This window comes from Aulosira sp. FACHB-615 (assembly GCF_014698045.1).
GTDB lineage: Bacteria > Cyanobacteriota > Cyanobacteriia > Cyanobacteriales > Nostocaceae > Nostoc_B.
In genome coordinates this window covers 193,713-218,641 of the sequence record NZ_JACJSE010000006.1, presented here as the reverse complement: position 1 = coordinate 218,641, position 24,929 = coordinate 193,713, and the positions used below count along the sequence as shown (strand labels likewise).

Genomic DNA, 24,929 nt, shown 5'->3' with positions numbered 1-24,929 from the left:
TATAATTAGATGCTATGCAAGCAAGCATAGTAAAGTTTTATGCAGAATATATGCCCCAGTCAAGTACTAAGATTTCGCTTGCAGAGTTTCTTGCTCAACCTCAAATAGAAGCTTCTCCTGCATTGGAACTAATTGATGGGTGAGTTGTCCAAAAAATAATGCCAACCTTATTTCATTCCAGGCTACAACGTAACCTAGTAAATTATATTAACGATCGCACCGATCAATTTGAAGCTGTGCAGAAGCTACGTTGTATTGTACCGCCTTACTCACCAGTACCAGATATTGTGATTATTGCAGGCGATCGCCTGAGTGATGCAGATGGCCCATTTAATGGAGCGCCAGATTGGTTAATTGAAATTCGCTCACCAGACCAAAGCACTTTAGACTTACAAAATAAGATTCTCCACTGTCTTAGTAATGGAACCCAACTGGCTTGGTTAATCGACTTGGCTCGTCAGCAAATATGGGTTTGGCAAGGAGATGACTTACCGATAATTTTTGCAAGCGGAGATTTTCTCCCCAGTTTGGGTATTCTCCCGGAAATTACAGTTGATGCTGTTATGGCGATGACTAGGGGAAGATAGCTTTTGTATGAAGTACTTTGTTAACTAAATTGTACTTGCTCAGAACCCCGACTTCTTGAAGAAGTCGGGGTTATTATGATATGAGTATCTAGTACAGATCAGCGTAAATAAACAGACCATCGGGAATTGCTAAAAGGCTTGTGATATCGTTATTATTTCTTTTTCCTTTTGCCTTGTTGTACTAGTTTTTATCTGCTGGTTCCTTGTCTTTAAACAAATCAGCAGTTGCGAGGAGTAACTCGCGTAAGGTTTGTTTGATTTGAAATTCTTTTTTGGCGATGGCTGTACCAGCTTCACCTAGTTTATCTTCTAACTGCGATCGCTTCTGTGATACCTGGGTCGCTAAAACTTCCGCTTGGGGACGAGCTTGGTCATACCAATTTTTGGCATCATTGAGATGATTTTGAATTTCTTCCGAACGGCCGCCATAACGTGCTGCTAAATTCGCGCGGACAATGGCTAATTGTGCTTGTAATTGAGCGTAACGTTTTCTTAGTAACGACACTTCATCACTATTTTTGATAGCATTCACAGCCGAGTCAATTACATTTTTAGTATCAGCAGTATTTTGTTTACCTGTTTCCTCAATCTCGGCTAATATCACATCTACATCTTGCTGAAGTTTTTCTTCTTCACTATCTAACTGAGCCTGTAATCTTTGCAGTTCTGACTGAGTGTGAATAATAGTTTCGTGTCTTTTGTGGTTCGCACCTTCCAAAGCACCTTCAATAGAAGCTGTCACTTCTTCTTTAATTTCAGTTCCTCTTTCTTGCAGAGTTTCAATCACAGCCGCAACCGCATCTTTAACCAGTCCCCGTAATTCGGTTGAACCTTCTTTCAACTCAGCCGCAACTTGCGAAACTGCTGATTTGACAATTTCTCTAACTCTTTCAGTCCGTAACTGACCAGTTTCTTTAACTTGTCTCAAGTCAGTTTGAATTTGTTCTTTGACATTTTTAACCATTTTCAACTCGTGTATTTAGCTAATTTGGATAAATTTATTTAGTTTAGTCATCTCCGACATCTTAATTTTGACGTATTCTATTGGGAATAGACACTTCCTTTAGATAGAAAATGACAAATTATCAGTTTGTATCTGTGGTTTTATTGACACAGCAAATATGGGGTATCGCTATGCACATAATTATGAGAAGATAAAATTTGAGATTACAGTCACTCTCAAGCAATGATGACCACCAAAGCACAAATTAAGATAATGAGAATTAATCTGCTCAAAATGATGCAGCTATTAAGTTTAATTATCTTGTTATTGACAACTACTTTTACCTTGCCTGCAAATGCCAGCGACACAGCAAACGGCGCACAAATATTTAGCCTGCATTGTGCTGGTTGCCATATTAACGGCAGTAACATTATCAGACGCGGAAAAAATTTAAAAAAGCAAGCCCTCAAGAAATATAATATGGATTCTATAGAGGCAATTACATCTATTGTCACCAATGGCAAAAGTAATATGTCTGCTTATAAAGACCGCCTGAGCGAGCAAGAAATTCACGATGTTGCGGTTTATGTTCTAGAACAAGCAGCCAAAGATTGGCGTTAGATAATTATCAATTCAATTATATGAATCATATTTGTCCTACTCCCTACTCCCTACTTCCGACTCCCAGCCTTTACAGATAATTCAAAAATCAAATCGGATTACTATATATGGTGCTACTACCTACAGAAAGTCGTCTGCAACTCACTCCTGATTTAAATATTTGTCGGATATTAAATGGAATGTGGCAAGTATCTGGCGCACATGGACATATTCAACCACAAGCAGCTATACAAGCTATGTTTCAATATCTGGATGCAGGTTTTACTACCTGGGATTTAGCTGATCATTATGGCCCGGCTGAAGATTTTATTGGGGAATTTCGCCATCAACTAATTGCAACTAGAGGGAAAGAAGCTTTAGCTAACTTACAGGCTTTCACAAAATGGGTTCCTCGTCCGCGAAAAATTACGAAAAAAGTCGTTGAAGAAAATATTAATATTTCCTTGCGGAGAATGAGAGTTGAATCTTTAGATTTAATGCAATTTCACTGGTGGGAATATAATGATAAAAATTATCTAGATGCCCTGATATTTATGACAGAATTGCAAACTGAGGGCAAAATAAAGCACTTGGCTTTGACAAATTTTGATACAAAACACCTGCAAATTATTGTCAATGCAGGAATTAAAATTGTTTCTAATCAAGTGCAGTTTTCTTTAGTTGACCGCCGTCCAGAAGTGGCAATGGTGGAATTTTGTCAGGAACATAACATTAAACTGTTAACTTACGGGACAGTTTGTGGCGGTTTCTTATCAGAGAAATATTTAGGTCAGCCAGAACCACGAAACTTTGATTTAGGTACAGCCAGCTTACGTAAATACAAAAATATGATTGATGCTTGGGGTGGTTGGCAATTATTTCAAGAATTGCTGGTGACGCTGAAAGAAATTGCTGATAAGTATGGTGTCAGTATTGCGAATGTTGCTGTACGTTACATTTTAGATAAACCAGCAGTGGGAGGTGTGATTGTTGGCGCAAGACTGGGTGTATCGGAACATATCGAAAATAATGCCAAAGTATTTGGTTTTAGTTTAAATCAGGAAGATTGCGATCGCATCGAGCAAGTCTCGCAAAAATCCCGCGATTTATATAAAATAATTGGCGATTGTGGCGATGAATATCGAAGATAATTCGTAGTTATTTACTGTAGCTAGTACGTCAAAGCGATATCTGAAAATCTGATGTATGAAAAGTATCCTTACTCCTGGAAATTTGCGGAAAGTGCATCACATTGCTCTCAATGTCAAAGATATGCAAGCTTCGCGTCACTTTTACGGTAAGATTTTGGGCTTACATGAATTGACGGGTAAGCAAGTCCCCGCAACACTGGTGGAACTTGTCGCGGAAGGGAAAGTTGCCAACTTTGTGACCCCCGATGGTGTAATTTTAGATTTATTTTGGACACCGGATCTCAATCCACCCCATCCAGACCCAGAACAGAGTTTTACAAGAGCGTATCATCTGGCGTTTGATATTGATCCGCGATTATTTGAGACGGCACTAGCGGTTTTAGAGGAGAATAAAGTAGCGATCGCACATGGGCCAGTTACTCGTCCTACAGGTAAAGGTGTCTACTTTTATGACCCTGACGGATTTATGATTGAAATTCGTTGCGATCCTCAACCTGAAAATAAAGTGCTGAGTTATGAGTACTGAGTCCTAAGTCTTTTTCTAAACCGGATTTCTCTTTTCCCTTTATTTCATATATGTCTCATATTTGATTGCTGAAAAAAATACTCTTTCCTACTCCCTACTCCCTATTCCCTACTCCCAGCCTTTACAGATAATTTCAACAATCAAACCGAATTACTATCACAATGCAGATATTTCAAGTCATCGAAGCAGCACTCACAAAATCACCCATTCCCCACGAACCATACAAGCAATCACTCAAAGCTTGGGCGATGTATTGCTTGCGTGATAGAGGTTTCAAAGTTGTTTATGCTCAAAATGCTGATTTTGCCATTGAACCGAAAGGCGGAGATAAACTCTATTTTAAAGTTACCAATAATGCCGATGATGTAGATAATTCCTGCGCTTGGATAGTTTGGGATAGTGTCGCTAAAACCGCCAGCTTGATTCCACCATCATCTTGATGAGGTTGACAAGGGAACAGGGAACAGGGAAGTATTTTTCCACACCACTTGAAACCCATGATTCTCAAAGGGTTTAGTAAGGGTTTTTGTTCATTTAGGGATTTGCGGGTTAATAGGGTTGCAACCAGACGGGTTTCGACACTTCTCCTACCGGAGACGCTACGCGAACGACAAGCTCAGTGCATCGCTTCGCTCAACCCTCGACCCTTGAGAGTTGAGCGAAGTCGAAACTCGGTTTACTGGTACTTTATTTTTATGCAAGTCCCTTACACCCTTACACCCTCACCGTAACCCAAAGCTAAAAGTTCTAAAATCACGCCATTAGTCCAACCGAAACCTATTTCATTGGAACTGTAACCAAAGCAAATTTCGTCGGAAACTTGAGCAGAGCATCGCTCAACGTCATATTTTTCGACGAAGAAACCAAATCTGGTAAATTCTTTCATCGCCATAGTGAGGAATTTATCAGCAATCTCCTTGGCTTCGGTATGATATCCATAGCGGCGCAGTCCCAGGACAGCAATTAATGTGAGGGGAGACCAGCCAAAAGGCGCGTCCCATTGATTTCCGGTGACATGAGAACTGGTAAAAATTCCCCCTGGCGCGGCGAATGTTGGTAGATTTTGGACAATTCTTGCAGCTTGTGTGGGTGAAGCAAGTCCTGTCCAGAGAGGATAAAAGGTGGTAGCAAATTCATAATGACGACGATCGCCACTGGGGAAATGATAGTCTAGGTAAAGTCCTGTGTCTTCATCCCACAAGTGTTGATTGATACGCTCACGGCGGAGACTGGCGCGATCGCTCCATTGTTGTCCAAGTTCGGGATTACCTAAAATCTCGTGAATCTGCGCTAAGTCTTGCTCTATTTGATACAGCAAACTATTTAAACAAACAGGCGCATAGTGGATGATATCAACGCTGAAAGGGCCAAAGCGGTTGGAAATATCAAACCCAGACTCACGCATAGAGCGATCGCCTTTGTAAAATAAGTCTGTGAGTTCGTCTTTTTCGCGGTCATAATACAAACTCACATCATAATCATCAATCTCAAATTTTTGATAATATTCCTTGACCCGTTCGTAGTGGCTGCGTCCGGCTTCGTCCAGTTCCGAAAACACAACTTCAGGTGCTGGCCCTTCTCCTAAAGCAAAATATCGAGATAAGCCTGTGGTCAGATTCAAATGTGGCGGTACTACCCAGTAATAATAAAACTGTTCTAATAAGGGCAAGGTTGATTTTAACCATGCTATGTCTTGGGTATGTTGAAACAACGCCAGCACCATCAAACTGAGGACAGGGGGTTGCGATCGCGTCAGCATATAGGTACGGTTGGCATTGAGGATAGTGCCGTAATGCTGCACTTGATAAAGTAATTGATCAACTTGACTTTGGGCTAATTCCCATTCTTCATCTCGCAGCAAGCCCAGCAAAATAAAATAGCTGTCCCAGCCATACATCTCGTTAAAACGTCCACCAGGAACAACATAAGCGCCGGGGAGATATAACAAGCCGTGTTCTTGAATATCTGCAACTTCGTTGGGTAAGGTACGAATTTCGATTTGCTGCATTTCGGTTGCAGATAGCGATCGCTCTAACACAGCCTTGACTGTATTACAGTCTTCTTGGGGAGATATGTAAACTAGCCACGGGGTATTAGGTGGGTGTTCTAGTTTGGTGTCTTGGACTGATTCTAGTAAGTGTTGATGGGAACGGGTGAGGGTTTTCCAGGTTTGTTTGATGTAGATGCGGACGGCTTGTATTGGTGGGCTGGTGAGTTGTTTGGTCATATTTATTTCACGCAGAGACGCATACTTCGACTTCGCTCAGTAACCAGAGGCGCGGAGAGGAATTAAGAGGGATTTTATTTGTATATTTAGAGATTGCTTTAACCTCTTGTGGGGTGGGCATCTTGCCCGCCACTGTTGTATTAATCACTCCGCAATTAGTAAGGCTACGGGGAAGTGGGAAAGGGCTTGAGAGATGGGGAGAGTATCTCCGGTTTGTAGAGTTTGGTGGGTAAGGAGGTTTTGCCAAGTTTTGGCGGGGAGTTTTAGGTGTGTATCTTGCCATACTGACTCGCCTAGTGGGGGTTGTCCGAGTTGGGTGAGGCTGGTGAGGAAACGGGGGACAATGGCGATCGCGGTTTGCTTGTTATGTTGTCGGGCAAAGGCGATGATATGGTTGGCGTGAGTTCCGTGGACTTGTAGAGGTTGATATTCGCCGTTTTGGAATAAGGAAAGATATTGTGTTCTGGCTTTGAGTGCTTGCAGTGTTAAAAACAGTTTGATTCTACCGTCGATTTTCTGAGTTAGTAGTTCGGGAATAAAGCTGAGAATATCGGTTTTGATTTGTGCTTGGATGGTACTCAAATAACTACGTCGTAATTCAAAATCTACGGGACGGCGGTTATCGGGATCAACTAAGCTGAAATCCCACAGTTCTGTTCCTTGGTAGAAGTCGGGAACTCCAGGCGCAGTAATTTTGAGAAGGGTTTGGGAAAGAGAATTAAATATGCCATATTCGGCAATTTTTTGTTGAAAGGGACGGAAGTTATCTAAAAATTCCCGTGATAAGTTGGGGTCAAGTATTTTCTGTACAAAGGTGGTACAAGCTGCTTCATACTCGTTATCGGGGCGTAACCATGCGGTGTGAACTTTTGCTTCCCGGATGGCTTTAATCATGTATTCTTGCACTCGTTCCACGAAGGAGGCTTGTTCATGTTCTGCAAAGGGAAACGCGCCAACTAGGGTTTGATAGAGGAAGTATTCATCGTTGCGATCAACTAAGCTACGATGTGATTGATTGATTTCACTCCAATGATTTACCTGTTGTTCCCACTCTTGAGGAATTTCTGACAACACATTTAACCTCGCTCTCACATCTTCGCCGCGCTTGGTATCATGGGTGGCGGTGGCGTTCATGGTATGCGGCCAGTTCTGTTGGTGTTGTTGGTTAAAGTTATGAAATTGCTCAATAGTAATACCAAAATGACTGGGGTTTCCGCCGACTTCATTCAGGGAAATTAGACGGTTGTAAACATATAAAGTAGTATCTTCCACACCTTTAGCCATGAGTGGCCCAGTGTACTGCTGCATCCGCAAGACAAAATAAATCCACTGTTCTTTTTCTGTTTGGCTGAGAGATTCATCAAACTGCAACAGCAAGACTTTTTCTAAAAAGTTCATTTCATGTTGCAACAGAGGTACTTGTTTTCTCGCTGTGTTAATTACTTGTTGAATACAAGCTTTATCTGTGTCGGAAATTGCATCGGGAGTGATATAAGTACGGTAGATAGGGAATAATGTGAGAAGTTCTGCGATCGCTCGTTTCAAACCATTCAATGTAAAATCATTGCCATAGCGATATTTGCTGGCAATATTCTTCAGCAAACTAGCTAAATTATCCACATCACCCGCTAGATTTTTCTCTAATATCAGATGCTTTTTCTCTTTAACCAGTGATGGATAATTGACCCTTGCACCGATAAATGAATGGTAAATTTTATTAAAAGCTGCTTGATTTTGTGCTTGACAAAATACATCATTGACATAATTCAAAAAGTCATATCCCGAAGTACCTTGAATCTGCCAATTATTTGGTAAATCTTCTGTAAGTTCTAAAATCTTTTCCACTGTAATATAAACATCACCCATTTTTTCGCGCAGTCTTTCTAAATACTGCGTTGGGTTGTATAGTCCATCAATGTGGTCAATTCTTAAGCCAGTGAATACACCGTCCTCTACCAGCTTATGAATTAAACTATGAGTGTTGTTAAACACTCGCATTTCTTCAACTTTCACCGAGATAAGTTCGTTAACAGTAAAGAAACGGCGATAGTTCATTTCTTCCGCGCCAACTTTCCAGAAGGCGAGACGATAAAACTGGTCGTTGAGTAAGTCATCGAGTAAGTTAAAACTTTCAGAATTACCTGGTTCGCCATTGAAAATTTTCAGGTTTTCGTCAATAAATCCCCGGATATCATCATTAGTGCTGTAGAGTTCCCAAATCAAACCTTTGATAAAAGCAATTTGGTCTTGACGCTGTTTACCTGTAACTTCTGAAGGCACACTTTTGAGAATGTAGAGAACACCTAAAAGTTTAATAAAATCAGGATGATTTCTCCCCAGTGTGCGGGTGAGTTTACCAAGATTGTAAGTCAGAAATTTGCTATAAGACTCTAACCGCAATGGTAATTTTAAGCTGTAATAGTTAACAGTTAAACCATTCTGCTCGTATTGGAGTTGAATATCTCCCTTTTCTAAGGCTTCGCCATAAAAATCTCCTAACAATGGTGCAAGAATGCGCTCTTGGCTATTAGCAAAAGGCGAGTTCCAACAAACATCAAAATAATCGGTATAACTAGAATCTGCACCATGTTCCAACACATCCATTAAATAGAGATTTTCGCTACTATACGCCATGTGGTTAGGCACAATATCTTGTAGCCAACCCATCCCCAAAGCTTGTAATTCTGCCACTAAAGCCGAAAAATCTGACTGAGTGCCTAATTGCGGATTTAACAGTGCAGCATCCACCACATCATAACCATGTGTACTCCCAGTCCTCGCCTTAAAAATTGGCGAAGCATACAAATCAGAAATACCTAAATCTGATAAATAAGATGCGATCGCTCTAGCATCATCAAAGCCAAACTGGGGTGTAAACTGAATTCTATAAGTTACTTTTGGGATTCGCATAATATTGTTACTTGTATATAAATAGGTTGAAAAAGAGGTTCAGGGGAAAACACTCTGCGCCCCTCCGCGTTGACTTCACGTAACTCTGCGTTAAAAAACCTCATATAGCAGCCCTAAATAATTTGTGAAATTTTCTTTCTTTTCCTTCCTTTCCTTCTTTGTGTCCTACCCTTCGGGAAGCCGCTATCGCGTCTATGCGTCCTTTGCGGTTCGTTAAAAAGAATACTTTTTCACGACTCATTTAGGATTGCTATACAAAACTAAACTCATAGCCGCCAACACAACCTCATCCCCCACCGCGAGTTTGTCAGCAGCTTGAGAACCTTCACCAGACCATACAGCATCGGCTGAGTCTAATAACTTCCGCGCACTTTGCTGAATTGGTAAACTCACCGCCACCGATGACGAATTAAAATTCATCGCAAATACCACCTCACCCGACTCACACCAACGCCGCACAACAACTAATTTTTTGTCTTCATCACTAGTTGCTGCTATACTGTCGCGGTCAAAATTCAACAACGCGCGATGAGTTTGGCGTAAATTAATTAACTGACGATACCAATTCCATAAAACCTTGTGTTGTCCTTGGTGACGCAATTCCCAGTTAAGTTTACACCGCAGAAATGTCTGTGCAGATTCGGGATCTGGTGGATCTTCTGCATAGTGGAACGCCTCAAACTCTTGCTTACGTCCAGCACGCACAGCTTGAATCAATTCAGGGTCGGAGTGGCTGACAAAATAGATAAAGGGTGCTGTTTCGCCATATTCTTCACCCATGAATAGTAACGGTAAGTAGGGTGACAACAATACAGCACCAGCCGCTAATTTCAAACCAGCAAAGGAAATTCGCTCAGATAAGCGTTCCCCCTTCATTTGATTACCAATTTGGTCGTGATTTTGAATACAGACTGAAAACTGAGATAATGGGCGATCGCGGCAAGATATCCCATGAAAACGCTTACGGTGGGGTGCATACCGCCAATCGTAGACAAAAGTATCTTGGTAAGCTTTAGCTAAATCGGCACACTTACCGAAATCTTGATAATACCCTTGGCGATCGCCTGTTAACAATGTATGTAATGCGTGGTGAAAATCATCACTCCACTGTGCATCAATTCCATATCCTCCCAATTCTGGCGGACGTACAATTTGCGGGTTATTCAAGTCACTTTCTGCAATTAAATAACGTTTCCATGTCCCCCCTTGGCAAAAGTTATGCACAGTTTCCGCCAATTCCCCTAAAAAATGCTTTGCACCCAAATCATAAATTGCTTGAATTGCATCCAGCCGCAAAGCATCTATATGAAAATCTCCCAACCAATACAAAGCATTTTGAATAAAATAATTTCGCACACCTTGGCTATAAGCATCATCGAAATTCATCGCGTTGCCCCAAGGTGTCTTATAAGTTTTAGTAAAATAGGGCGCAAACTGACCCATATAATTACCTTCTGGGCCAAAGTGGTTATAAACCACATCTAGCACTACAGCAATACCCTGTTCGTGACAAGCATTTACAAATTGCTTGAAATCGGCGGGACTACCGTAGGAATTTTGTACCGCATACAGATAAACGCCATCATATCCCCAATTGCGATATGCCAAATCAGGCTGAATATGATCATCGCCCGGAAATTGGGCAATGGGCATAATTTCAATCGCGTTAATTCCTAACTCCCGTAGTTCTGGTAAACGGGGAATAATCGCAGCAAAGGTTCCTTCCGGTGTGAATGTCCCGACATGGAGTTCATAAAAAATCATCGATTCTAAGGGAATACCCGTCCAGGTTGTATCTGTCCACTCAAAATGATGATCTACAACCACAGAAGCACCGTGAACTCCTTGGGGTTGAAACTGCGAAGCCGGGTCAGCAAAAGCTTCTTGCTCATTTAATTGATATCGATACAATGTACCCGGATACACATCATTGACTTTTACTTGCCAGTATCCCTCTGCTTGCGGTTTTAGCGGAATTAACTGCGACTCTGGCGTTAAAATCTCTACCGCAACGCTGTTTAAGGTGGGAGACCAAACAATAAACTCACACTCGCCGTTACCTAAGTAGTGAGCGCCAATTTTCACACAGCATCCTCCGCTTAAATGATGTTCTGAATCAGTGTTTGACAACTGTAAATGTCATCAAGTCAACATTTTTCAGTTATCTGTCAGATAGCATCATGATATTTTTCTCAGTTATTTCACTAGTGCCAAAAGATATATTTGGTAGTCAGCATTTGGAAATAAAAAGACCATCCTCTGGTGAGATGTCAGTTTAAATCTGATCTCAAATGACACTTTCTCAGAAGGGTATCAATCCGATTGTTTCTGTTTATCTAATTTTTCTTGTACCGCATCCCTACAAAATTGTGCTGGGTCGGGTTGTGCTTTCACTGCATCTTTCATGTCTTTACTTGCACGAAAGCTGATTTGCTCTGTTAAGGGTTCCTCACCTTTTCTTTGTCCTGGTTCTAAATTTTCAGGTGTTCCTCTAGGATTCGGCATTTATGTAGAAACGTAAATATAAATTGAATCGATTGAAACCAATCGATTAGAGTTTTAATCAGTGGTTACTTAACCCTGGAAAAGTTGTTAACCACTGATACCACTCGTAAAAATGGTTTTTATTGTTGGTTTAGTTGTGTTTACTTGCCTTTCTCAGCTAACAGCTTGTCAATTAATTCCTGTTGCTGTCGTAACTGTTCTTCAAGTTGCTCTATTTTCGATAATTGCTGTGTTTGTGGACTAGCTGGTAATTCTGGGTTAATTAGAATTGCTCTGTCAGTTATATCTTGATAGTGTTTTTGGCTGACTGCTTCACCATGACCACACCAAGCACTTACTATTTTTTCATCCCTGCCTAAATCGAATATTTGGTGTGTGATGAATGTATGTCGTGTGTTATAGGGTGATAAATACTTAGTTAGTTTACCTTGCTCTATCAATTTATCTATAACTGGCTTCCAATGTTCTGAAGTAAAAATATTTCCACGTATGATTTTTTTGGTTTTGGTTTTAAATACAGTTTCATTTGCTTCCCCTTGAGGAATTGATTTTATTAGGTTCCATAGTTCCCCATCTTTAGGCATAGGGAAAATTCTAATTAATTCTTTATCCCCTTTGGATGTTTTTGTATGATAAAACTTTTTAGTTACTCTATCGTATGTTCTACGAATGTATACACATTCTTTCTCCCAATTAATATCACACCATAAAAAAGCAATTGCTTCACCCGTTCTACATCCTGTAAGAAATTTAAATTTAGTAAAATCATGCCAGTGAAATTTTTTAGGGTGATTTTTGAAAGCTTCTAAAATTGTTTGTACGTCATGCCAAGTATAAGCTTTCGATTTATCTAGTACATCATCATCGGTTTCTGTGTTAACCTCTGTCTGTTTTTTTCCCTTTGCACCTAAAACCTTAATATCATCTGCTAATCCATCGTAGGGATTAAAACTTACAGATTTGTTTTTTATTGCCAATTGATAGGCTTTAGATAAATTAGAAAGTAAAATTTTAACTCTATTTAAGCTTCTATTCTCAACTAACCAATTTCTAATCTTGATTGCATCCTCTGACTTAGTAGCTTCAATTGCTGATTTAATAAAACTTGAGTATTGATGGCAATACATATTAACGAAATGACTTTCTTTCATTCCTAGTTTTATGTATTCTAAATACCTATCCCAGACTTCAAGTAGTGATAACTCTGGCTTAGGTGGTAATTCATCACTAGTTTTGATCCCTCCATCCACTAACCTAAGCCTTGCCTGTAATCCGTATTCCTTTAAAATTGCCTGATAACGTACCTCATTAAAGTTACCGTTGCCGTCGTCAAGCTTTCCCTTCTCAAGCTCTAACTGTAGCCGACGTTGTAATTTATCTGCCTTAGCTTCCCATCCCTCAACATTAGAAATACCAGTACCTTTTTTGACTTGTTTACCATCCGCGAAATAGTTACGAGGAAAGCAAGCCTTGATGCTACCGCTATCCTCACGTACTACTATTTGACCCTTCTTAGTCTTACCAGTCGGTGTTGTGCTGCTATTTACCATAATGCTCAAAAAATGCTCAAATGTGAATGCTCAATTTTAAGGCACTTGGTATTATAAGGTGCTTGAAATAAAAAGACCAGCCTCCCACAGCTGGTCAATGAAATATTTTTCGCGTTGTCTTCTCAATAGAGTTAAAACCCGATTGCGCGTTCCCAAAATGCAACGGGCAACTTTTCTTAACAATATTGTAACAGCCAACACAGTTTTTTCTTAAAAATTCACTAAAAAAAGATAAAGCCCGTTCGGATGGGCTTCCATCTTTGAGAATATTTCAACTAACGCGGAAGGTAGAGGGATTTAGGGGGGCAAGGGGGACAAGGGAGACACGGTGGACAAGGGAGACACGGTGGACAAGGGAGACAAGGGAGAAGAATAACAATTGATAACTCCTGCCTTCTGCCTTCTGCCTCCTTCAATGACTATTGACTAACTGTGGTTTTCCCCAGAGAATGCGCTCTTGTTTATAAATGGCAATTCCCGGTTTGGCTCCTTTTGGTTTGTAGACGTACTTGGGCTGGGTGTAGACTACTGGTACTTGGTCGCTTTGACGAGCGCGGCTGTAGTAGGCGGCGAGGTTGGCTGCATATTGCAAATCATCTGTATCGGGAACAGTACCCGCTTCTAAACGCATGAGAATATGGCTTCCCGGAATTTCTTGGGCGTGGAACCACAAGTCATAATCTCCGGCCACCCGAAAAGTTAATTGGTCATTTTGGCGATTATTGCGACCAATTAAGATTTCCCAACCGTTAGGAGTGCGATAACGACGGAAGTTAGTGATAGCAGTTTCGTTAGTGTTGCGATCGCGGTATTGTGGATCTTCTAAATATTTTTGTCCAATTAACTCATCACGGATTTCTTCTAAAGCTTGCAAATCTTCGGCTGTTTCGTAGTTTTCAATTTGCGCGATCGCAGCTTCTACTTGCTCTAAATAATCAATCTCAGATTGTACTTCTAACAATAGCGGTTCCACTGCCAAACGAGCGCGTTTGAGTTTTTGGTGCTGCTTGTAAAAATTTTGAGCATTCTGCACACCGTTTTTATCAGGCTGAAGTGCGATCGCTACTGGTTCCCCTGTCTCAAAATCAGGTAGAGTGATTTCTTGCATTCCCGCTTGCCAATTTTGCAAGTTAGCCATCAACAAATCTGCTTTTTGGCGATAATCATCAGCTTGATCGGATTGCTGTAACCGAGTTGTAAAGGCTTGGGCTTTGATTTTTAACTTCGTCAGAATATTTTGTAATTTCTGACTCAGTTGATGGCGCAATTGAGCAAATACCTGTTGATTGAGTTGGTCAGTATAATACTTATTCAGTAAGCTTTGAGTATCTTTGACTAGCGCAACCGCACCCCAACCCATCACGGTGTAACCAGTTGCTGTCCAAGCTGGTTGGAATTTACCAACATTTAAAGCTTGTAGCCATTCTTGCCAACATTCAAAGAGTTTTTGCCAATCCTGAGAACTTAGTTGATCAGTAGTTGTTTCTGGTGCAATACTCGCTGCCAACAGCAGAGAATCTACCAGTGATGCACTTAAACCGCTATAACTTTTGATCAGTTGACGCTTAATTGCACCGGGAACTAAACTCACCCTTTCTTGCCAACGTGCTTGAGATTCGCTCAAACTGGGAACCGGGCCTGTGAGTTTGGGGGGAAATTCGTAAAGCTGTCCAGTTTGAATTGGTCGGACACTCGATTGCTGTTCACTAACTTGATGGGCAGCCGTAATGATGAAATTATTGGCATCAGTCAAAATCGCATTACTGTATTTGCCCATAATTTCCACATACAAGTGATATAGGGCAGATTCTCCTGGACGACGGGCAAATTGTAAATCAATCGCCCTCTCCCAAGGTGCGATCGCTTCAATGGCAATTAAAGCCAAGCCGCCCAATTGATGTACTAGTTGCTGGCTAAATGTAAAAGTATCAGGCGATCGCGGCGGCGGATCACCAATACAAATCCGTGCAGCTTGCGGATGCCAAGAAATTTCCAGCCAACCCCGTTGTTTCAGGGTGCGTAATGCGATAGAAATAGTGTAGCGATCGCGCTGATAAACTTGTTCTAAACGCGATGGCAGCCAGTAAGCGCGTAGTTCGCTACAAGCAGAAGTCAGGGTGGTAAAGTCAACTGGTTGCACAACAAATCATTGGCGTTCAAACGTCGATGCTCAGTATATGCTATCTTGTCTAGCTCTGATTGGCATACTATGAAAAAGATAAAATCTTCCACATCCTCCCGCCTTCTCATAGCTACAGTCGTCACTACAGGCGTATTGTCATTAATCACTCCAGTTAATGCTCAACAAACTCCTGAAACTGTAGCTAACGGCATTTACCATCCGCGAGAGGCAGCATTTTTCCGTGAGGGAAGGGACAAATTTGAACGAGAAATAGAATTTTTATCAACAAATAGCATTTCTGCTCCCGAAAACATCCTCAAAATTACTCCAGCAAAAACACCCGTAATTCAGCAACCACCTTTAGATAACCCTGAATCTTTACCAGGTAAAAAAGCTCTACCGTCAAATTAATCACAACCTTATCTACCTGGAAATTATTACAATACGAACAAAATAATTACCAGATTTCTATCCCCGACTTATTAAAAAAGTAGGGGATATTTTTTCATGAATAATTACAACCGAATTTATAACTTTAACTACAATGCCATCTTCCTAGAGATACTAAAATTCTTCCTAAAGTTTGTCTATATTTTGAGCATAATTTTGTTGCTAAAAGGTAGCAAAAGTGAACTAGTAATTTCTAGAGGATTAAAGCATGAGTTTGCTACTTACAACATTCACCCAACACCTAAACCTTTCCCAAGCACAACTAGAATCTATCCTGTCAAAATCACTGAGTGAAGTACTGATTTTGCCAGAATTGCAACAAGAATTAGCGAGTTTAGATATTAAATTGCTCAAAGAAACATTACCTACAGCCGGAGCAGTTTTAGCCCAAGAATTACCACCTTTTTACAATTGGTTAAAAAACGAGTTGGGTGTTAAACGTGTTCCCGACAGTCCAGATCATGCAACTGCGTGGGTAATTGGTTTTGTGAACAATCAAGAAAGTTTAACTCACTTAGTTGAATTACATCGCCCTGTACCACGTCCAGCTTTAGAAGCTTCAGTTCCTCGCCTGATAGGGTTATTTGATGGTGTAGAAAATCCAGTAGTCAGAAAAGAATGGCAAAAAGCGATCGCAGCTTTATGCTTAGTCTTAGTAGTCGATGCTCGTGAAAAAAAGAAAATCTCTCTTGCTGCTTAAAACCTTGAGTCTGTACCCAGGAGTGTCACAAGCCAAAGCAAGCATTGAAGATATGAATACAGGACTTACGCAAAAAACCTCTCAAACTCTCATTCCTGAGTTACATAGCCTCTGCGTAAGTCCTAGTTAATTAGAACTAACAATTACGACGTAGCTGTGTTAATAGAACAACAATCTCATCAACAGCTTGGCGAATTGTACTAGCTGGTTGATCAGATTGATTCACAATAATGCTAAAAACTAATGGTTCATACTGTGGTGAATCTATATATCCTGAGAGAGCAACTACTCCTCTTAAAGTACCTGTTTTAGCTTGTACAATTCCCTCGGCTGATGTGTTGCGAAAGCGATTTTTTAAACTACCACTCACTCCAGCTACAGGTAAAGTCGCACGAAAAACTTTGGCTTCTGGGGATGCTGCGATCGCTTCTAACAATTGTACCAAAGCTTCTGGACTAATTAAATTTTTCCGCGATAAACCAGAACCATCAAATACGCTATAACTGTTGGGTTTAACTCCAAATTGAGTTAAGGTTTCTTGCATAACTTTCAAACCAACATCAGCAGTATTTTGATTTTTGGTTAATTGTTGTTTATGCGCTAAAGTTCTTAATAAAGCCTCGGCAAATAAATTATTACTATTAACATTAGTTTCAGTTAATAAATCAGACAAAGGTGGAGATTCAATTGCAGCAACTTCGCGTTCATTATTACCACCATTAACAATAGATGTTTGCTGCACAGAAATTCCGGTTGCTGCTAAACTTTGGCGAAATTTACGTAAGAAATTTTGTGTAGGATCAAAAACTGCGATCGCAGTAACTTCTGGTGCAGCATTCACAGGTAATTGTCCTTGTAAATACAGCACCGCCCCTTTTAAATCACGCTTAATTTCTACTAACCCTGGTTCATCTTTCTGCACAGTTACAGAATTATTTTCGACTCGCCATTGATATGCTTCTGTAGGATCAGCCCATTTAATTTGTAATGGGTTGCCTACTGTTTGTGGCAACAAAGTTAACACGGCAGCATTTTCATTTAAAATTAAACTATTAACTGGTGCGCCATAATCAGCTTGCACATCTTCCCATTGCCAACTCGGATTTACAACATCTCCTTGAAAGTAACTATCATCAGCAATTAAATTAGTAACTTGAGTAATTCCCTGTTGGCGTAATTGCTTGGCTAATTCTGTTAATTGAGCATTTTTTAAACTCGGATCTCCCCTACCAACAACACGCAAACTACCATCAGCATCTTGATAAACAGAAGTACGAATGCGAAAATCTGCGCCTAATTGTTTTAGTGCTGTGGCTGTAGTTAACAACTTAGTATTAGAAGCAGGAATAAAATATTTCTCCCCATCACGGTTATAAAGAGTTTGGGTAGAAACTAAATTTTTCACTAAAATTCCCCAACGGGCGCGACTAAACAAAGGACGATTAATAGTAGTATCTATCAGTGCGCCTAATTGGGCAGGACAGACTGATTTTGTTGTAGATGTAGGGGAAGCTGGAGTTTGGGCTGTAGCAGCTTGTTGAATAATACCAATGTGCATCCCCAGAAACAGTAGGATTAAACTCAGAGAAACTTTATGTGTTTGGCGATTAATTCTGCTCAACATTGGTTTTAGTATATTCACTCACAAGTATCGTTTATTTATTTAAGCATTGACTTTGGAACGAGTGAATACACCGAAGACAAAATTTACTAATCTCAACCACAATATACTTACTTATTCACACACATCTGCATCCTAAAACTATCAGTGTTATTCCCTACATACGATTTTTTCCTATTCTTTATAGGTACATTTGCTTGTGCCGGTTTTTTAAAATCTCACGTTCTGGCTTACAAATATTTTCTGTTAATTGTTAATGTAATTTTTTATGCTTTTTTTGGCTGGCATTTTCTAGAATTGTTAAGTGCCAATGTTATAACTAATTATTTAATACTTGAAGGTATAAGTACAGGTAAAAATAGACGCTTTTTTCTTGTCTTTGGTATAGTTATTAACTTGGTATATCTAGGCTTCTTTAAATATTATAATTTTTTCATTGATTCCTTACAAGAAGTATTAAATACATTCAAAATTTCCAGTGAGATTCCAATTTTACAAGTTTTAATCCCAGTTGGAATTTCCTTCTACACATTCCGAGTTATTTCTCATTTAATTGACTGCTATAAAAATCAACTTGCTTGTCCCAAGTTTTTAGATTATGCAGTTTATATTACTTACTTTCCACAAATTGCTTCAGGGCCAATAGCTAGAGCAACAGAATTTTATCAACAGTTAAACAGTGAGAAAAAATATAATTATCAGATAGAAAGAGTTATTATTTTGATAATTTCTGGTCTGTTTAAGAAATACACTTTATCGAGTTTTTTATTTAACTTTATCAAAGTACCGTTTCAACTACCAGAACAATACTCAAGTTTCGATTTAATTTTAGCGGCACTAGCTTATTCTTGCTATATATATGTTGATTTTAGTGGTTATTCTGATTTAGCCAATGCTATTTCTAGTTTGTTAGGATTTCCGCCAGTGCTTAATTTTAATATGCCTTACTGCGCTCAAAGTTTGCAGGAGTTTTGGCGTAGATGGCACATTAGTCTTTCAGAATGGTTGCGAGATTATTTATATATTTCCTTGGGAGGAAGCCGTAAGGGGAATTTGAGGAAACATTTTAATTTACTAATGACGATGGTAATTGGTGGTTTTTGGCATGGTGCAGGTGTGAATTTCTTGATTTGGGGATTTTTGCATGGAATTGGTTTGGTTTTTACTCACCTTGTGAAAGATTTGATGAAAAACTTTCATCCCAAAAAGCAATCTGATCAGTCTTTAACTAGCAGCCATATTATTGTTTTTTCACGGAGGAGTCAAACACAATTTTGGTTGAATTGGTGCCGATTTTATTTTCGACAAACTGTATATATATTTAAGCCGATATTTGCCTGTGCTTTGACTTTTAGCTATGTAAGTTTATGTTGGATATTTTTCAATACATCTAACTGGGAAACTGCACTGAAATTTTTACAGCAGATGGTGAATTTCTCCTCAAATTTGGAGTTGCGATCGCAATTTAATCTTTGGCAGTTATATATCACGTTCGCCATCATATTTATGATGAATTTTTATGGAGATAAAATTAGTGTTTATTTACAAAACCTCTTAGCCAAGCGGAATTTCATCATTCAAGCCATACTGACATCTACCTTGCTATATATCGTATTTAGATTAGGGCCAAATACCGTACCGCCATTTGTTTATTTTGGTTTCTAAGTTATTGAAATATTTCTGATAATTATTAATATGATGCAAGACTTAAAGTTTTTAGCTCTTTGTGGTTTAGTTACTTACAGTCTAGTGATGGTGAATGAACCTATCTTTCTGAAAAGTTTAGGTTCTAGCCCCATCGCACCCAGCGAAGTTAAACAAATAGCCCAACAAGTTGAACTAGAAGGACTTAGTAAAGTTGAATCTGATTTTTGGGATAGTATCAAAGAAATTGATGGTAAATCTCAAGCCACAGCACAAGCTACAGAAGTCCCTATAAAACCTGAACCTCAGATTCCAAAAAAACCTGAAACTACTATTCCAACCCCATCAGTTACTAGCCCACCTATCAAGCAAGCAGAACCAGCAAAACGTTTCTTATTGCTGGGTGATTCGATTATGAGTTTTTTGGGAGTTGCATTTGAGAATGATGTCAAAAAATCCGATTATAGCTTGGAAAGTATTAAAGTTTTTTATAAAATCTCCACAGGCTTAAATCGCATCGATTTTTATGATTGGTATTCCCGCACACGCGAACTGATTCAACAAAATAACCCTGATATAATGGTAGTGATTTTTGGTGGTAATGATGACCAGAATATTTTAGATGCTAACAAAAAGTTGTATGCAGAATTAACTCCAGAGTGGGAAAAAGCTTATGAAGAACGTGTCGAAAGATATGCAAAATTACTCGATGAATATCCCGTCAAAAAAGTTTACTGGATAGGTCATCCAATATCGAATGTGGCTAGATATAATAAATTCTTTCCTATTTTTAATCGAATTTATCAAAAAGTCTCAGCCGTTCACCCTAAAATCGAATTTGTTGATTATTGGAATACCTTTGCTGTCAACGGTAAATTTTCGCCTATAGCGGCAGATAGTACAGGGAGAAAAGCAAGAGTTCGGTATAACGATGGCTTACATCCAACTGAGCATGGCGCTAAAATTATGATTGAAATTCTCAAAAAAAGAATGATAGATGAAGGTGTCTTAAAACCAAAGTTAAAACCTGCGACTCATCTGAAAAAATAATTGATATGAATAAGAGACTTCAGGGAGAAAAGGTAGACAAGGTAGACAAGGGAGATAGAGGTTTTTAAATTATTTAGGAATGCTATAGCTCTTTCTAGTCTGCTGAGGTAAAAATTTATCTGCGTCCATCCGCGTCCATCTGCGGTTAATTATTCCTGAAACATATCACCTCTATTTAATTAGTCTTATGATACTTAAAAACAAGTCATATCGTCAGTTTTATCTCATTGCGGCTATTGTTACTCTCGCTATTATAATTTTGAATAGTGGGCAAGTCTTTGCTAATCAGCTTGCACAGGTAAATCAACGCCAAGTTTATAATTTAGAACGCAACATTGTTTATGAACAAGTAAATGAAACTAAATTAACTCTTGATGTTTACAAAAACAAAAAATCTGGCTTAAGTCCGACATTAATGGTAATTCATGGCGGAGGTTGGATTAAAGGTGAAAAAGAAGATGAGTTATTTTTTAAACCTTATTTTGATTGGGGATTTTCTGTAGTTAATATTGAATATAGATTAGCAAAGGTAGCATTAGCACCAGCCGCAGTGGAAGATGCTCTATGTGCTTTAAATTGGGTAGTTAATAACGCCTCAAAATATAACTTTGATACCAAGAAAATTGTGTTGACTGGCTTTTCCGCAGGTGGACATCTATCATTAACTACGGGAATGATGCCTGATGTGAAAAAATTTAATCAAAACTGCCCCGAAAGCAAACCAACAAAAGTTGCTGCCATAGTTAATTGGTCGGGAATTACTGATGTGAATGATTTGTTAATTGGACGTAATCAAAAATATTTTGCTGTGCAATGGTTTGGTAATCGTAATTCTCCGCGAGAAATAGAAATTGCGAAAAGTGTTTCTCCAATTAATTTTGTGCGTCCAAATCTTCCCCCAATTCTAACCATACATGGTGAAAAAGATAATTTTGTGCCTTATAGTCATGCAGTGAGACTACACCAAGCATTGCGTCAAGCTGGAACTGTCAATCAATTATTTACTGTGAAAGGTGCAGAACATGGCGGTTTTAGTAAAGCGCAAAAAAGACGAATTTATGCAGCTATTAAAACATTCTTGATTAAGCAAGGTGTGATTAGGAATAATTGATACAGCTTTCAATGAAAGAGAGGCTAGAGGCTAGTACAACAAGGTAAAAGTAAAAAGTTGAGCAGAACAGTAGCGAAACCCAACATTCTCAAGACTTTGTTGGGTTTTGTTCCTCAAATTAATCTACGCTTTTTCAAACATCCTCTTAGAATCTCCTCAGCAAGCGCAAGCCGTTCAGAGTAACTAACACTGTTGAACCTTCATGGCCAATGACACCGATGGGGAGGTTAATATTCCCCACAAAGTTAGCCAGCATTAACAAAATAATAGATGTCAGCGCAAAAGTAATGTTTTGTTTAATAATAAATTGCGATCGCCTGCCGAGTTCCATTGCGACAACCATTTTTTCGAGTCTGTCTGCGATTAAAACAATATCTGCCGTTTCTAAGGCGACATCACTACCCGCGCCACCCATTGCTATGCCTACAGATGCTTGGGCTAAAGCAGGCGCATCGTTGATTCCATCTCCCACCATTGCTACAGTTTGATATTGTTTCTGCAAGTTGCGGATGAGATTGAGTTTATCTTCTGGTAGGAGTTGGGCGTAAACCTGAGTGATGCCTATGGTTTGAGCGACACTTTGGGCTGTACGCTGGTTATCGCCTGTCATCATGACAATTTCTTCCACTCCCAACTGACGCAGGCGGCGAATGGTAGCAGCAGCTTCTGGTCTAATCATATCTGCAATGGCGATCGCGCCGATAACTTCCGCATTTTGGGCAACCCAAACCACAGTTCTGCCCTCAGATTCCCAACTATGCGCCAAATCTTGTAATTTATTGGGTAGCTGTGTCACATATTGCTGAATAAAAGCAGCATTGCCCACGGTAATTTTTTGGTGGTTGAGTATTCCCACAATACCTTGTCCTGGTATCGCTTGCACATCAGTACCCCGTTGCCAATTTAAATCACTTGCTGCTTGGACAATGGCTTTGGCTATCGGATGTTCGGAAGATGCTTCTAAGGCGGCTGCTACTTTTAACACGTCTGCTTGTGTATATTCCTCACTGGGCATTACCTGAGATACTTGCACTTGTCCTGTAGTTAAAGTACCAGTTTTATCAAAAGCGATCGCCCGGACTTTACCCATATTCTCTAACTGTGCGCCATTTTTAAACAAAATCCCTTGTTTCGCGCCATTGGCAATGCCTGATAATAATGCTGGCATAATTGCCGCCATCAACGCACAAGGAGAAGCCACCACCAAAAAAGTCAAAGCCCGATAAATCGTCGTTTCCCAATCCCAAGCCCAAATAAACGGCGGTAATATTGCCAGCAATATGCCGGAAATCACAATTACCTTGGCATATCCCCGTTCAAATTTTTCGATAAACTCTTGGGAAGGTGGCGCTGTTTCTTGGGCTTCTGCGACTAACTTAATCACTCGCTGAATCAAATTACTCGCAGCCGGTTTGTGAACTTGTAATTTCAGCGCCCCATAACCATTAAGTGTCCCTGCAAACACTTCCTCACCGACTGTCTTTTCTACAGGTAAAGATTCCCCAGTAATCGCCGCTTGATTAATCGTGCTGTAACCAGACAAAATGATCCCATCGGTGGGAATTAACTCTCCGGGTTTGACAATAATTTCATCTCCCACCTTTAATTGGCTAATGGGTAGCATCTGTTCTTGTCCCTGATGCAAAACCCTGGCTGTATCTGGTGTCAAACTCATCAAACTGCGAATACTCCGTTCAGTGCGCCCCATTGCATAGCCTTCTAACGCGCCACTAATCGCAAAAATCAGAATTAACACCGCGCCATCAAGAATTAGGTGATATTCTCTGCGCCATAAACCCAAACTAGCCGCACCAACAGCCGCCACAATCATCAGCAAATCTACATCTAGTTCTTTTTCTTTAATTAATGTCGTTATTCCCTCACGGGCGCTTTCATAACCACCAATGATATAAGCAGCAGGTAACAACAGCATTGCCCATCCCAACCAACCCAGATGTAAGGCGAACCATCCGAGAAACAACAACAGCCCACAAACCAAGGCTGCTAAGATATCGGCGTGTTCTTTTGTGAATTTGGTGAAATGCTGTGGGTAAACCATGAGAGTGAATTTATTGACAACTGATCTCACGTTAAACCTTGACATTAATGTTAAGGTCAAGCAATTGTTTTTCCACAAGACTTAGGCACAAAGAATGGGTGTGAGGGTATAAGGGTGTGGGAGGATGGTGAAGAAATCTTTCCCCCCACACTCCCCACACTCCCCACACTCCCCACACCCCCATACCCCTTCACCCTTCCTAAACCTTTGATTTTTAATTCCTATCTACCAGGAGGCATTATAAATGGCACGCTTGCATAACAAAACTGCTGTGATTACCGGAGGTACATCGGGTATTGGTTTTGAGACGGCGAAACAGTTTATTGCGGAAGGTGCGCGAGTAATTATTACAGGGCAAGATGAACAACGTTTACACACCGCAGCCCAAGCACTCAATTCTCAGGTAATTCCAGTATTAGCAGATGTGCGATCGCTTTCTCAACTTGATAATTTAGCAGCACGAGTTAAATCAGAATTTGGCAGTCTTGATATTTTATTCGCCAACGCCGGTGTCGGATTTTTTGCCGCTTTAGAAGCAATGGACGAAACCTTGTATGACAATCAATTTGATATCAACGTTAAAGGTGTGTTTTTCACTGTACAAAAGCTATCTGGCTTACTGAATCCCGGCGCTAGTGTCATCTTAAATGCTTCATCAGTCAATGAAAAGGGTATGGCGATGGGCAGTGTTTATTGTGCGACAAAAGCAGCTGTGCGCTCCTTGGCTCGCAATTTAGCGGCAGAATTAGGATCGCGCCAAATTAGGGTGAATGCCATTAGCCCTGGTTTAATACCTACTGATTTTCAAACCAAAATGGGTTTATCGCCAGAAGCCCTGGAAAATTTTGGCAATTATATTAAGCAAACCGTACCTTTAGAACGCTTTGGTAAACCAGAAGAAATTGCGGCGGCGGTAGTGTTTCTGGCTAGTGATGAGTCATCTTACATGACTGCGGCAGATTTAGTGGTTGATGGTGGCTATATGAACGTTTAGTAATGTAGCAAGGCTAAAATAGGAGCAGTGCGATCGCCCTACCTGTCAACAGCCGCTAAAATAAAAGGTTGGGTTGAGGAAACGACACCCAACAAAATGCAGCCATTGATAGAAGTTTTCACTCTGTTACAAGAGCAAATTTATCTAATAAGTTTACTAGCAGCAATTTTGATTAGATT

Annotated in this window: 20 protein-coding genes; 11 read left to right on the top strand and 9 right to left on the bottom strand. The window is 40.0% G+C overall.

Features of this window, described 5'->3' with window-relative positions:
* The first annotated feature begins 158 nt into the window (after nt 1-158).
* Nucleotides 159-587 carry a Uma2 family endonuclease gene (locus H6G77_RS12700; protein ID WP_242049202.1) on the top strand — a complete coding sequence of 143 codons (429 nt, stop codon included), beginning with the start codon at nt 159-161 and terminating at the stop codon, nt 585-587.
* A 181-nt stretch (nt 588-768) separates the two neighbouring features.
* Here the strand turns inward: H6G77_RS12700 and H6G77_RS12695 are convergent, their stop codons facing one another.
* Nucleotides 769-1,551 (bottom strand): histidine kinase, encoded by a 783-nt coding sequence (locus H6G77_RS12695; protein ID WP_190871741.1) that lies wholly within the window; start codon nt 1,549-1,551, stop codon nt 769-771.
* 273 nt (nt 1,552-1,824) lie between these two features.
* On the opposite strand from H6G77_RS12695, the gene petJ reads away from it, so the two are divergent.
* The 4 genes from petJ to H6G77_RS12675 all read left to right on the top strand — a co-directional run bounded on the left by petJ (nt 1,825) and on the right by H6G77_RS12675 (nt 4,247).
* Complete coding sequence (petJ, locus tag H6G77_RS12690; protein WP_190592503.1) at nt 1,825-2,151, top strand: cytochrome c6 PetJ; 327 nt, start codon at nt 1,825-1,827, stop codon at nt 2,149-2,151.
* Nucleotides 2,152-2,261: 110 nt separating this feature from the next.
* Nucleotides 2,262-3,281, top strand: coding sequence for an aldo/keto reductase (locus H6G77_RS12685; protein ID WP_190871818.1), 1,020 nt, complete (start codon nt 2,262-2,264; stop codon nt 3,279-3,281).
* A gap of 55 nt (nt 3,282-3,336) precedes the next feature.
* Nucleotides 3,337-3,807 carry a VOC family protein gene (locus H6G77_RS12680; protein ID WP_190670678.1) on the top strand — a complete coding sequence of 157 codons (471 nt, stop codon included), beginning with the start codon at nt 3,337-3,339 and terminating at the stop codon, nt 3,805-3,807.
* Between the two features lie 161 nt (nt 3,808-3,968).
* Entirely contained in the window at nt 3,969-4,247 is a 279-nt protein-coding gene (locus H6G77_RS12675) for a hypothetical protein (protein ID WP_190871740.1), read from the top strand.
* 266 nt (nt 4,248-4,513) lie between these two features.
* Here H6G77_RS12675 and H6G77_RS12670 read toward each other — a convergent pair whose 3' ends face one another.
* From H6G77_RS12670 to H6G77_RS12645, 6 genes are all read right to left on the bottom strand, one after another.
* Nucleotides 4,514-6,034 (bottom strand): trehalase family glycosidase, encoded by a 1,521-nt coding sequence (locus H6G77_RS12670; RefSeq protein ID WP_190871739.1) that lies wholly within the window; start codon nt 6,032-6,034, stop codon nt 4,514-4,516.
* 144 nt (nt 6,035-6,178) lie between these two features.
* Nucleotides 6,179-8,944 carry a malto-oligosyltrehalose synthase gene (gene treY / locus H6G77_RS12665; RefSeq protein ID WP_190871738.1) on the bottom strand — a complete coding sequence of 922 codons (2,766 nt, stop codon included), beginning with the start codon at nt 8,942-8,944 and terminating at the stop codon, nt 6,179-6,181.
* Between the two features lie 237 nt (nt 8,945-9,181).
* A complete protein-coding gene (gene treZ, locus H6G77_RS12660) occupies nt 9,182-11,029 on the bottom strand; it encodes a malto-oligosyltrehalose trehalohydrolase (RefSeq protein ID WP_190871737.1) in 1,848 nt (615 codons plus the stop codon).
* A 228-nt stretch (nt 11,030-11,257) separates the two neighbouring features.
* Nucleotides 11,258-11,449, bottom strand: a complete 192-nt coding sequence (locus H6G77_RS12655; protein WP_190670692.1) for a hypothetical protein — start codon at nt 11,447-11,449, stop codon at nt 11,258-11,260.
* Between the two features lie 140 nt (nt 11,450-11,589).
* On the bottom strand, nt 11,590-12,999 hold the full coding sequence (gene xerC / locus H6G77_RS12650) for a tyrosine recombinase XerC (RefSeq protein WP_190592470.1): 1,410 nt from the start codon (nt 12,997-12,999) through the stop codon (nt 11,590-11,592).
* 412 nt (nt 13,000-13,411) lie between these two features.
* Nucleotides 13,412-15,139 carry an NFACT family protein gene (locus H6G77_RS12645; protein WP_190871736.1) on the bottom strand — a complete coding sequence of 576 codons (1,728 nt, stop codon included), beginning with the start codon at nt 15,137-15,139 and terminating at the stop codon, nt 13,412-13,414.
* Between the two features lie 69 nt (nt 15,140-15,208).
* Here H6G77_RS12645 and H6G77_RS12640 point away from each other — a divergent pair, with 69 nt between their 5' ends.
* Both H6G77_RS12640 and H6G77_RS12635 read left to right on the top strand, forming a co-directional pair.
* The gene (locus H6G77_RS12640) at nt 15,209-15,532 is read left to right on the top strand and encodes a hypothetical protein (protein WP_190670695.1); all 324 of its coding nucleotides are present in this window, start codon (nt 15,209-15,211) and stop codon (nt 15,530-15,532) included.
* Nucleotides 15,533-15,779: 247 nt separating this feature from the next.
* Nucleotides 15,780-16,271, top strand: coding sequence for a hypothetical protein (locus H6G77_RS12635; RefSeq protein ID WP_190670697.1), 492 nt, complete (start codon nt 15,780-15,782; stop codon nt 16,269-16,271).
* A gap of 136 nt (nt 16,272-16,407) precedes the next feature.
* Here H6G77_RS12635 and dacB read toward each other — a convergent pair whose 3' ends face one another.
* Entirely contained in the window at nt 16,408-17,895 is a 1,488-nt protein-coding gene (dacB, locus tag H6G77_RS12630) for a D-alanyl-D-alanine carboxypeptidase/D-alanyl-D-alanine-endopeptidase (protein ID WP_190871735.1), read from the bottom strand.
* Nucleotides 17,896-18,039: 144 nt separating this feature from the next.
* Here dacB and H6G77_RS12625 point away from each other — a divergent pair, with 144 nt between their 5' ends.
* From H6G77_RS12625 to H6G77_RS12615, 3 genes are all read left to right on the top strand, one after another.
* Complete coding sequence (locus H6G77_RS12625) at nt 18,040-19,557, top strand: MBOAT family protein (RefSeq protein WP_190871734.1); 1,518 nt, start codon at nt 18,040-18,042, stop codon at nt 19,555-19,557.
* Nucleotides 19,558-19,587: 30 nt separating this feature from the next.
* Nucleotides 19,588-20,586 carry a DUF459 domain-containing protein gene (locus H6G77_RS12620; RefSeq protein WP_190871733.1) on the top strand — a complete coding sequence of 333 codons (999 nt, stop codon included), beginning with the start codon at nt 19,588-19,590 and terminating at the stop codon, nt 20,584-20,586.
* A gap of 187 nt (nt 20,587-20,773) precedes the next feature.
* On the top strand, nt 20,774-21,697 hold the full coding sequence (locus tag H6G77_RS12615) for an alpha/beta hydrolase (RefSeq protein WP_199331475.1): 924 nt from the start codon (nt 20,774-20,776) through the stop codon (nt 21,695-21,697).
* A gap of 145 nt (nt 21,698-21,842) precedes the next feature.
* Here H6G77_RS12615 and H6G77_RS12610 read toward each other — a convergent pair whose 3' ends face one another.
* On the bottom strand, nt 21,843-23,756 hold the full coding sequence (locus tag H6G77_RS12610; RefSeq protein ID WP_190871732.1) for a heavy metal translocating P-type ATPase: 1,914 nt from the start codon (nt 23,754-23,756) through the stop codon (nt 21,843-21,845).
* A 244-nt stretch (nt 23,757-24,000) separates the two neighbouring features.
* Between H6G77_RS12610 and H6G77_RS12605 the strand changes: the two genes are divergently transcribed.
* On the top strand, nt 24,001-24,750 hold the full coding sequence (locus H6G77_RS12605) for an SDR family oxidoreductase (RefSeq protein WP_190871731.1): 750 nt from the start codon (nt 24,001-24,003) through the stop codon (nt 24,748-24,750).
* The last annotated feature ends 179 nt before the right edge of the window (nt 24,751-24,929 follow it).

Coding starts and splice junctions, on each gene's coding strand:
- H6G77_RS12700 (WP_242049202.1), top strand. CDS start 159: ATGCCAACCTTATTTCATTCCAGGCTACAACGTAACCTAGTAAATTAT.
- H6G77_RS12695 (WP_190871741.1), bottom strand. CDS start 1,551: ATGGTTAAAAATGTCAAAGAACAAATTCAAACTGACTTGAGACAAGTT.
- petJ (WP_190592503.1), top strand. CDS start 1,825: ATGATGCAGCTATTAAGTTTAATTATCTTGTTATTGACAACTACTTTT.
- H6G77_RS12680 (WP_190670678.1), top strand. CDS start 3,337: ATGAAAAGTATCCTTACTCCTGGAAATTTGCGGAAAGTGCATCACATT.
- H6G77_RS12675 (WP_190871740.1), top strand. CDS start 3,969: ATGCAGATATTTCAAGTCATCGAAGCAGCACTCACAAAATCACCCATT.
- H6G77_RS12670 (WP_190871739.1), bottom strand. CDS start 6,034: ATGACCAAACAACTCACCAGCCCACCAATACAAGCCGTCCGCATCTAC.
- treY (WP_190871738.1), bottom strand. CDS start 8,944: ATGCGAATCCCAAAAGTAACTTATAGAATTCAGTTTACACCCCAGTTT.
- H6G77_RS12655 (WP_190670692.1), bottom strand. CDS start 11,449: ATGCCGAATCCTAGAGGAACACCTGAAAATTTAGAACCAGGACAAAGA.
- xerC (WP_190592470.1), bottom strand. CDS start 12,999: ATGGTAAATAGCAGCACAACACCGACTGGTAAGACTAAGAAGGGTCAA.
- H6G77_RS12640 (WP_190670695.1), top strand. CDS start 15,209: ATGAAAAAGATAAAATCTTCCACATCCTCCCGCCTTCTCATAGCTACA.
- H6G77_RS12635 (WP_190670697.1), top strand. CDS start 15,780: ATGAGTTTGCTACTTACAACATTCACCCAACACCTAAACCTTTCCCAA.
- dacB (WP_190871735.1), bottom strand. CDS start 17,895: ATGTTGAGCAGAATTAATCGCCAAACACATAAAGTTTCTCTGAGTTTA.
- H6G77_RS12620 (WP_190871733.1), top strand. CDS start 19,588: ATGATGCAAGACTTAAAGTTTTTAGCTCTTTGTGGTTTAGTTACTTAC.
- H6G77_RS12615 (WP_199331475.1), top strand. CDS start 20,774: ATGATACTTAAAAACAAGTCATATCGTCAGTTTTATCTCATTGCGGCT.
- H6G77_RS12610 (WP_190871732.1), bottom strand. CDS start 23,756: ATGGTTTACCCACAGCATTTCACCAAATTCACAAAAGAACACGCCGAT.
- H6G77_RS12605 (WP_190871731.1), top strand. CDS start 24,001: ATGGCACGCTTGCATAACAAAACTGCTGTGATTACCGGAGGTACATCG.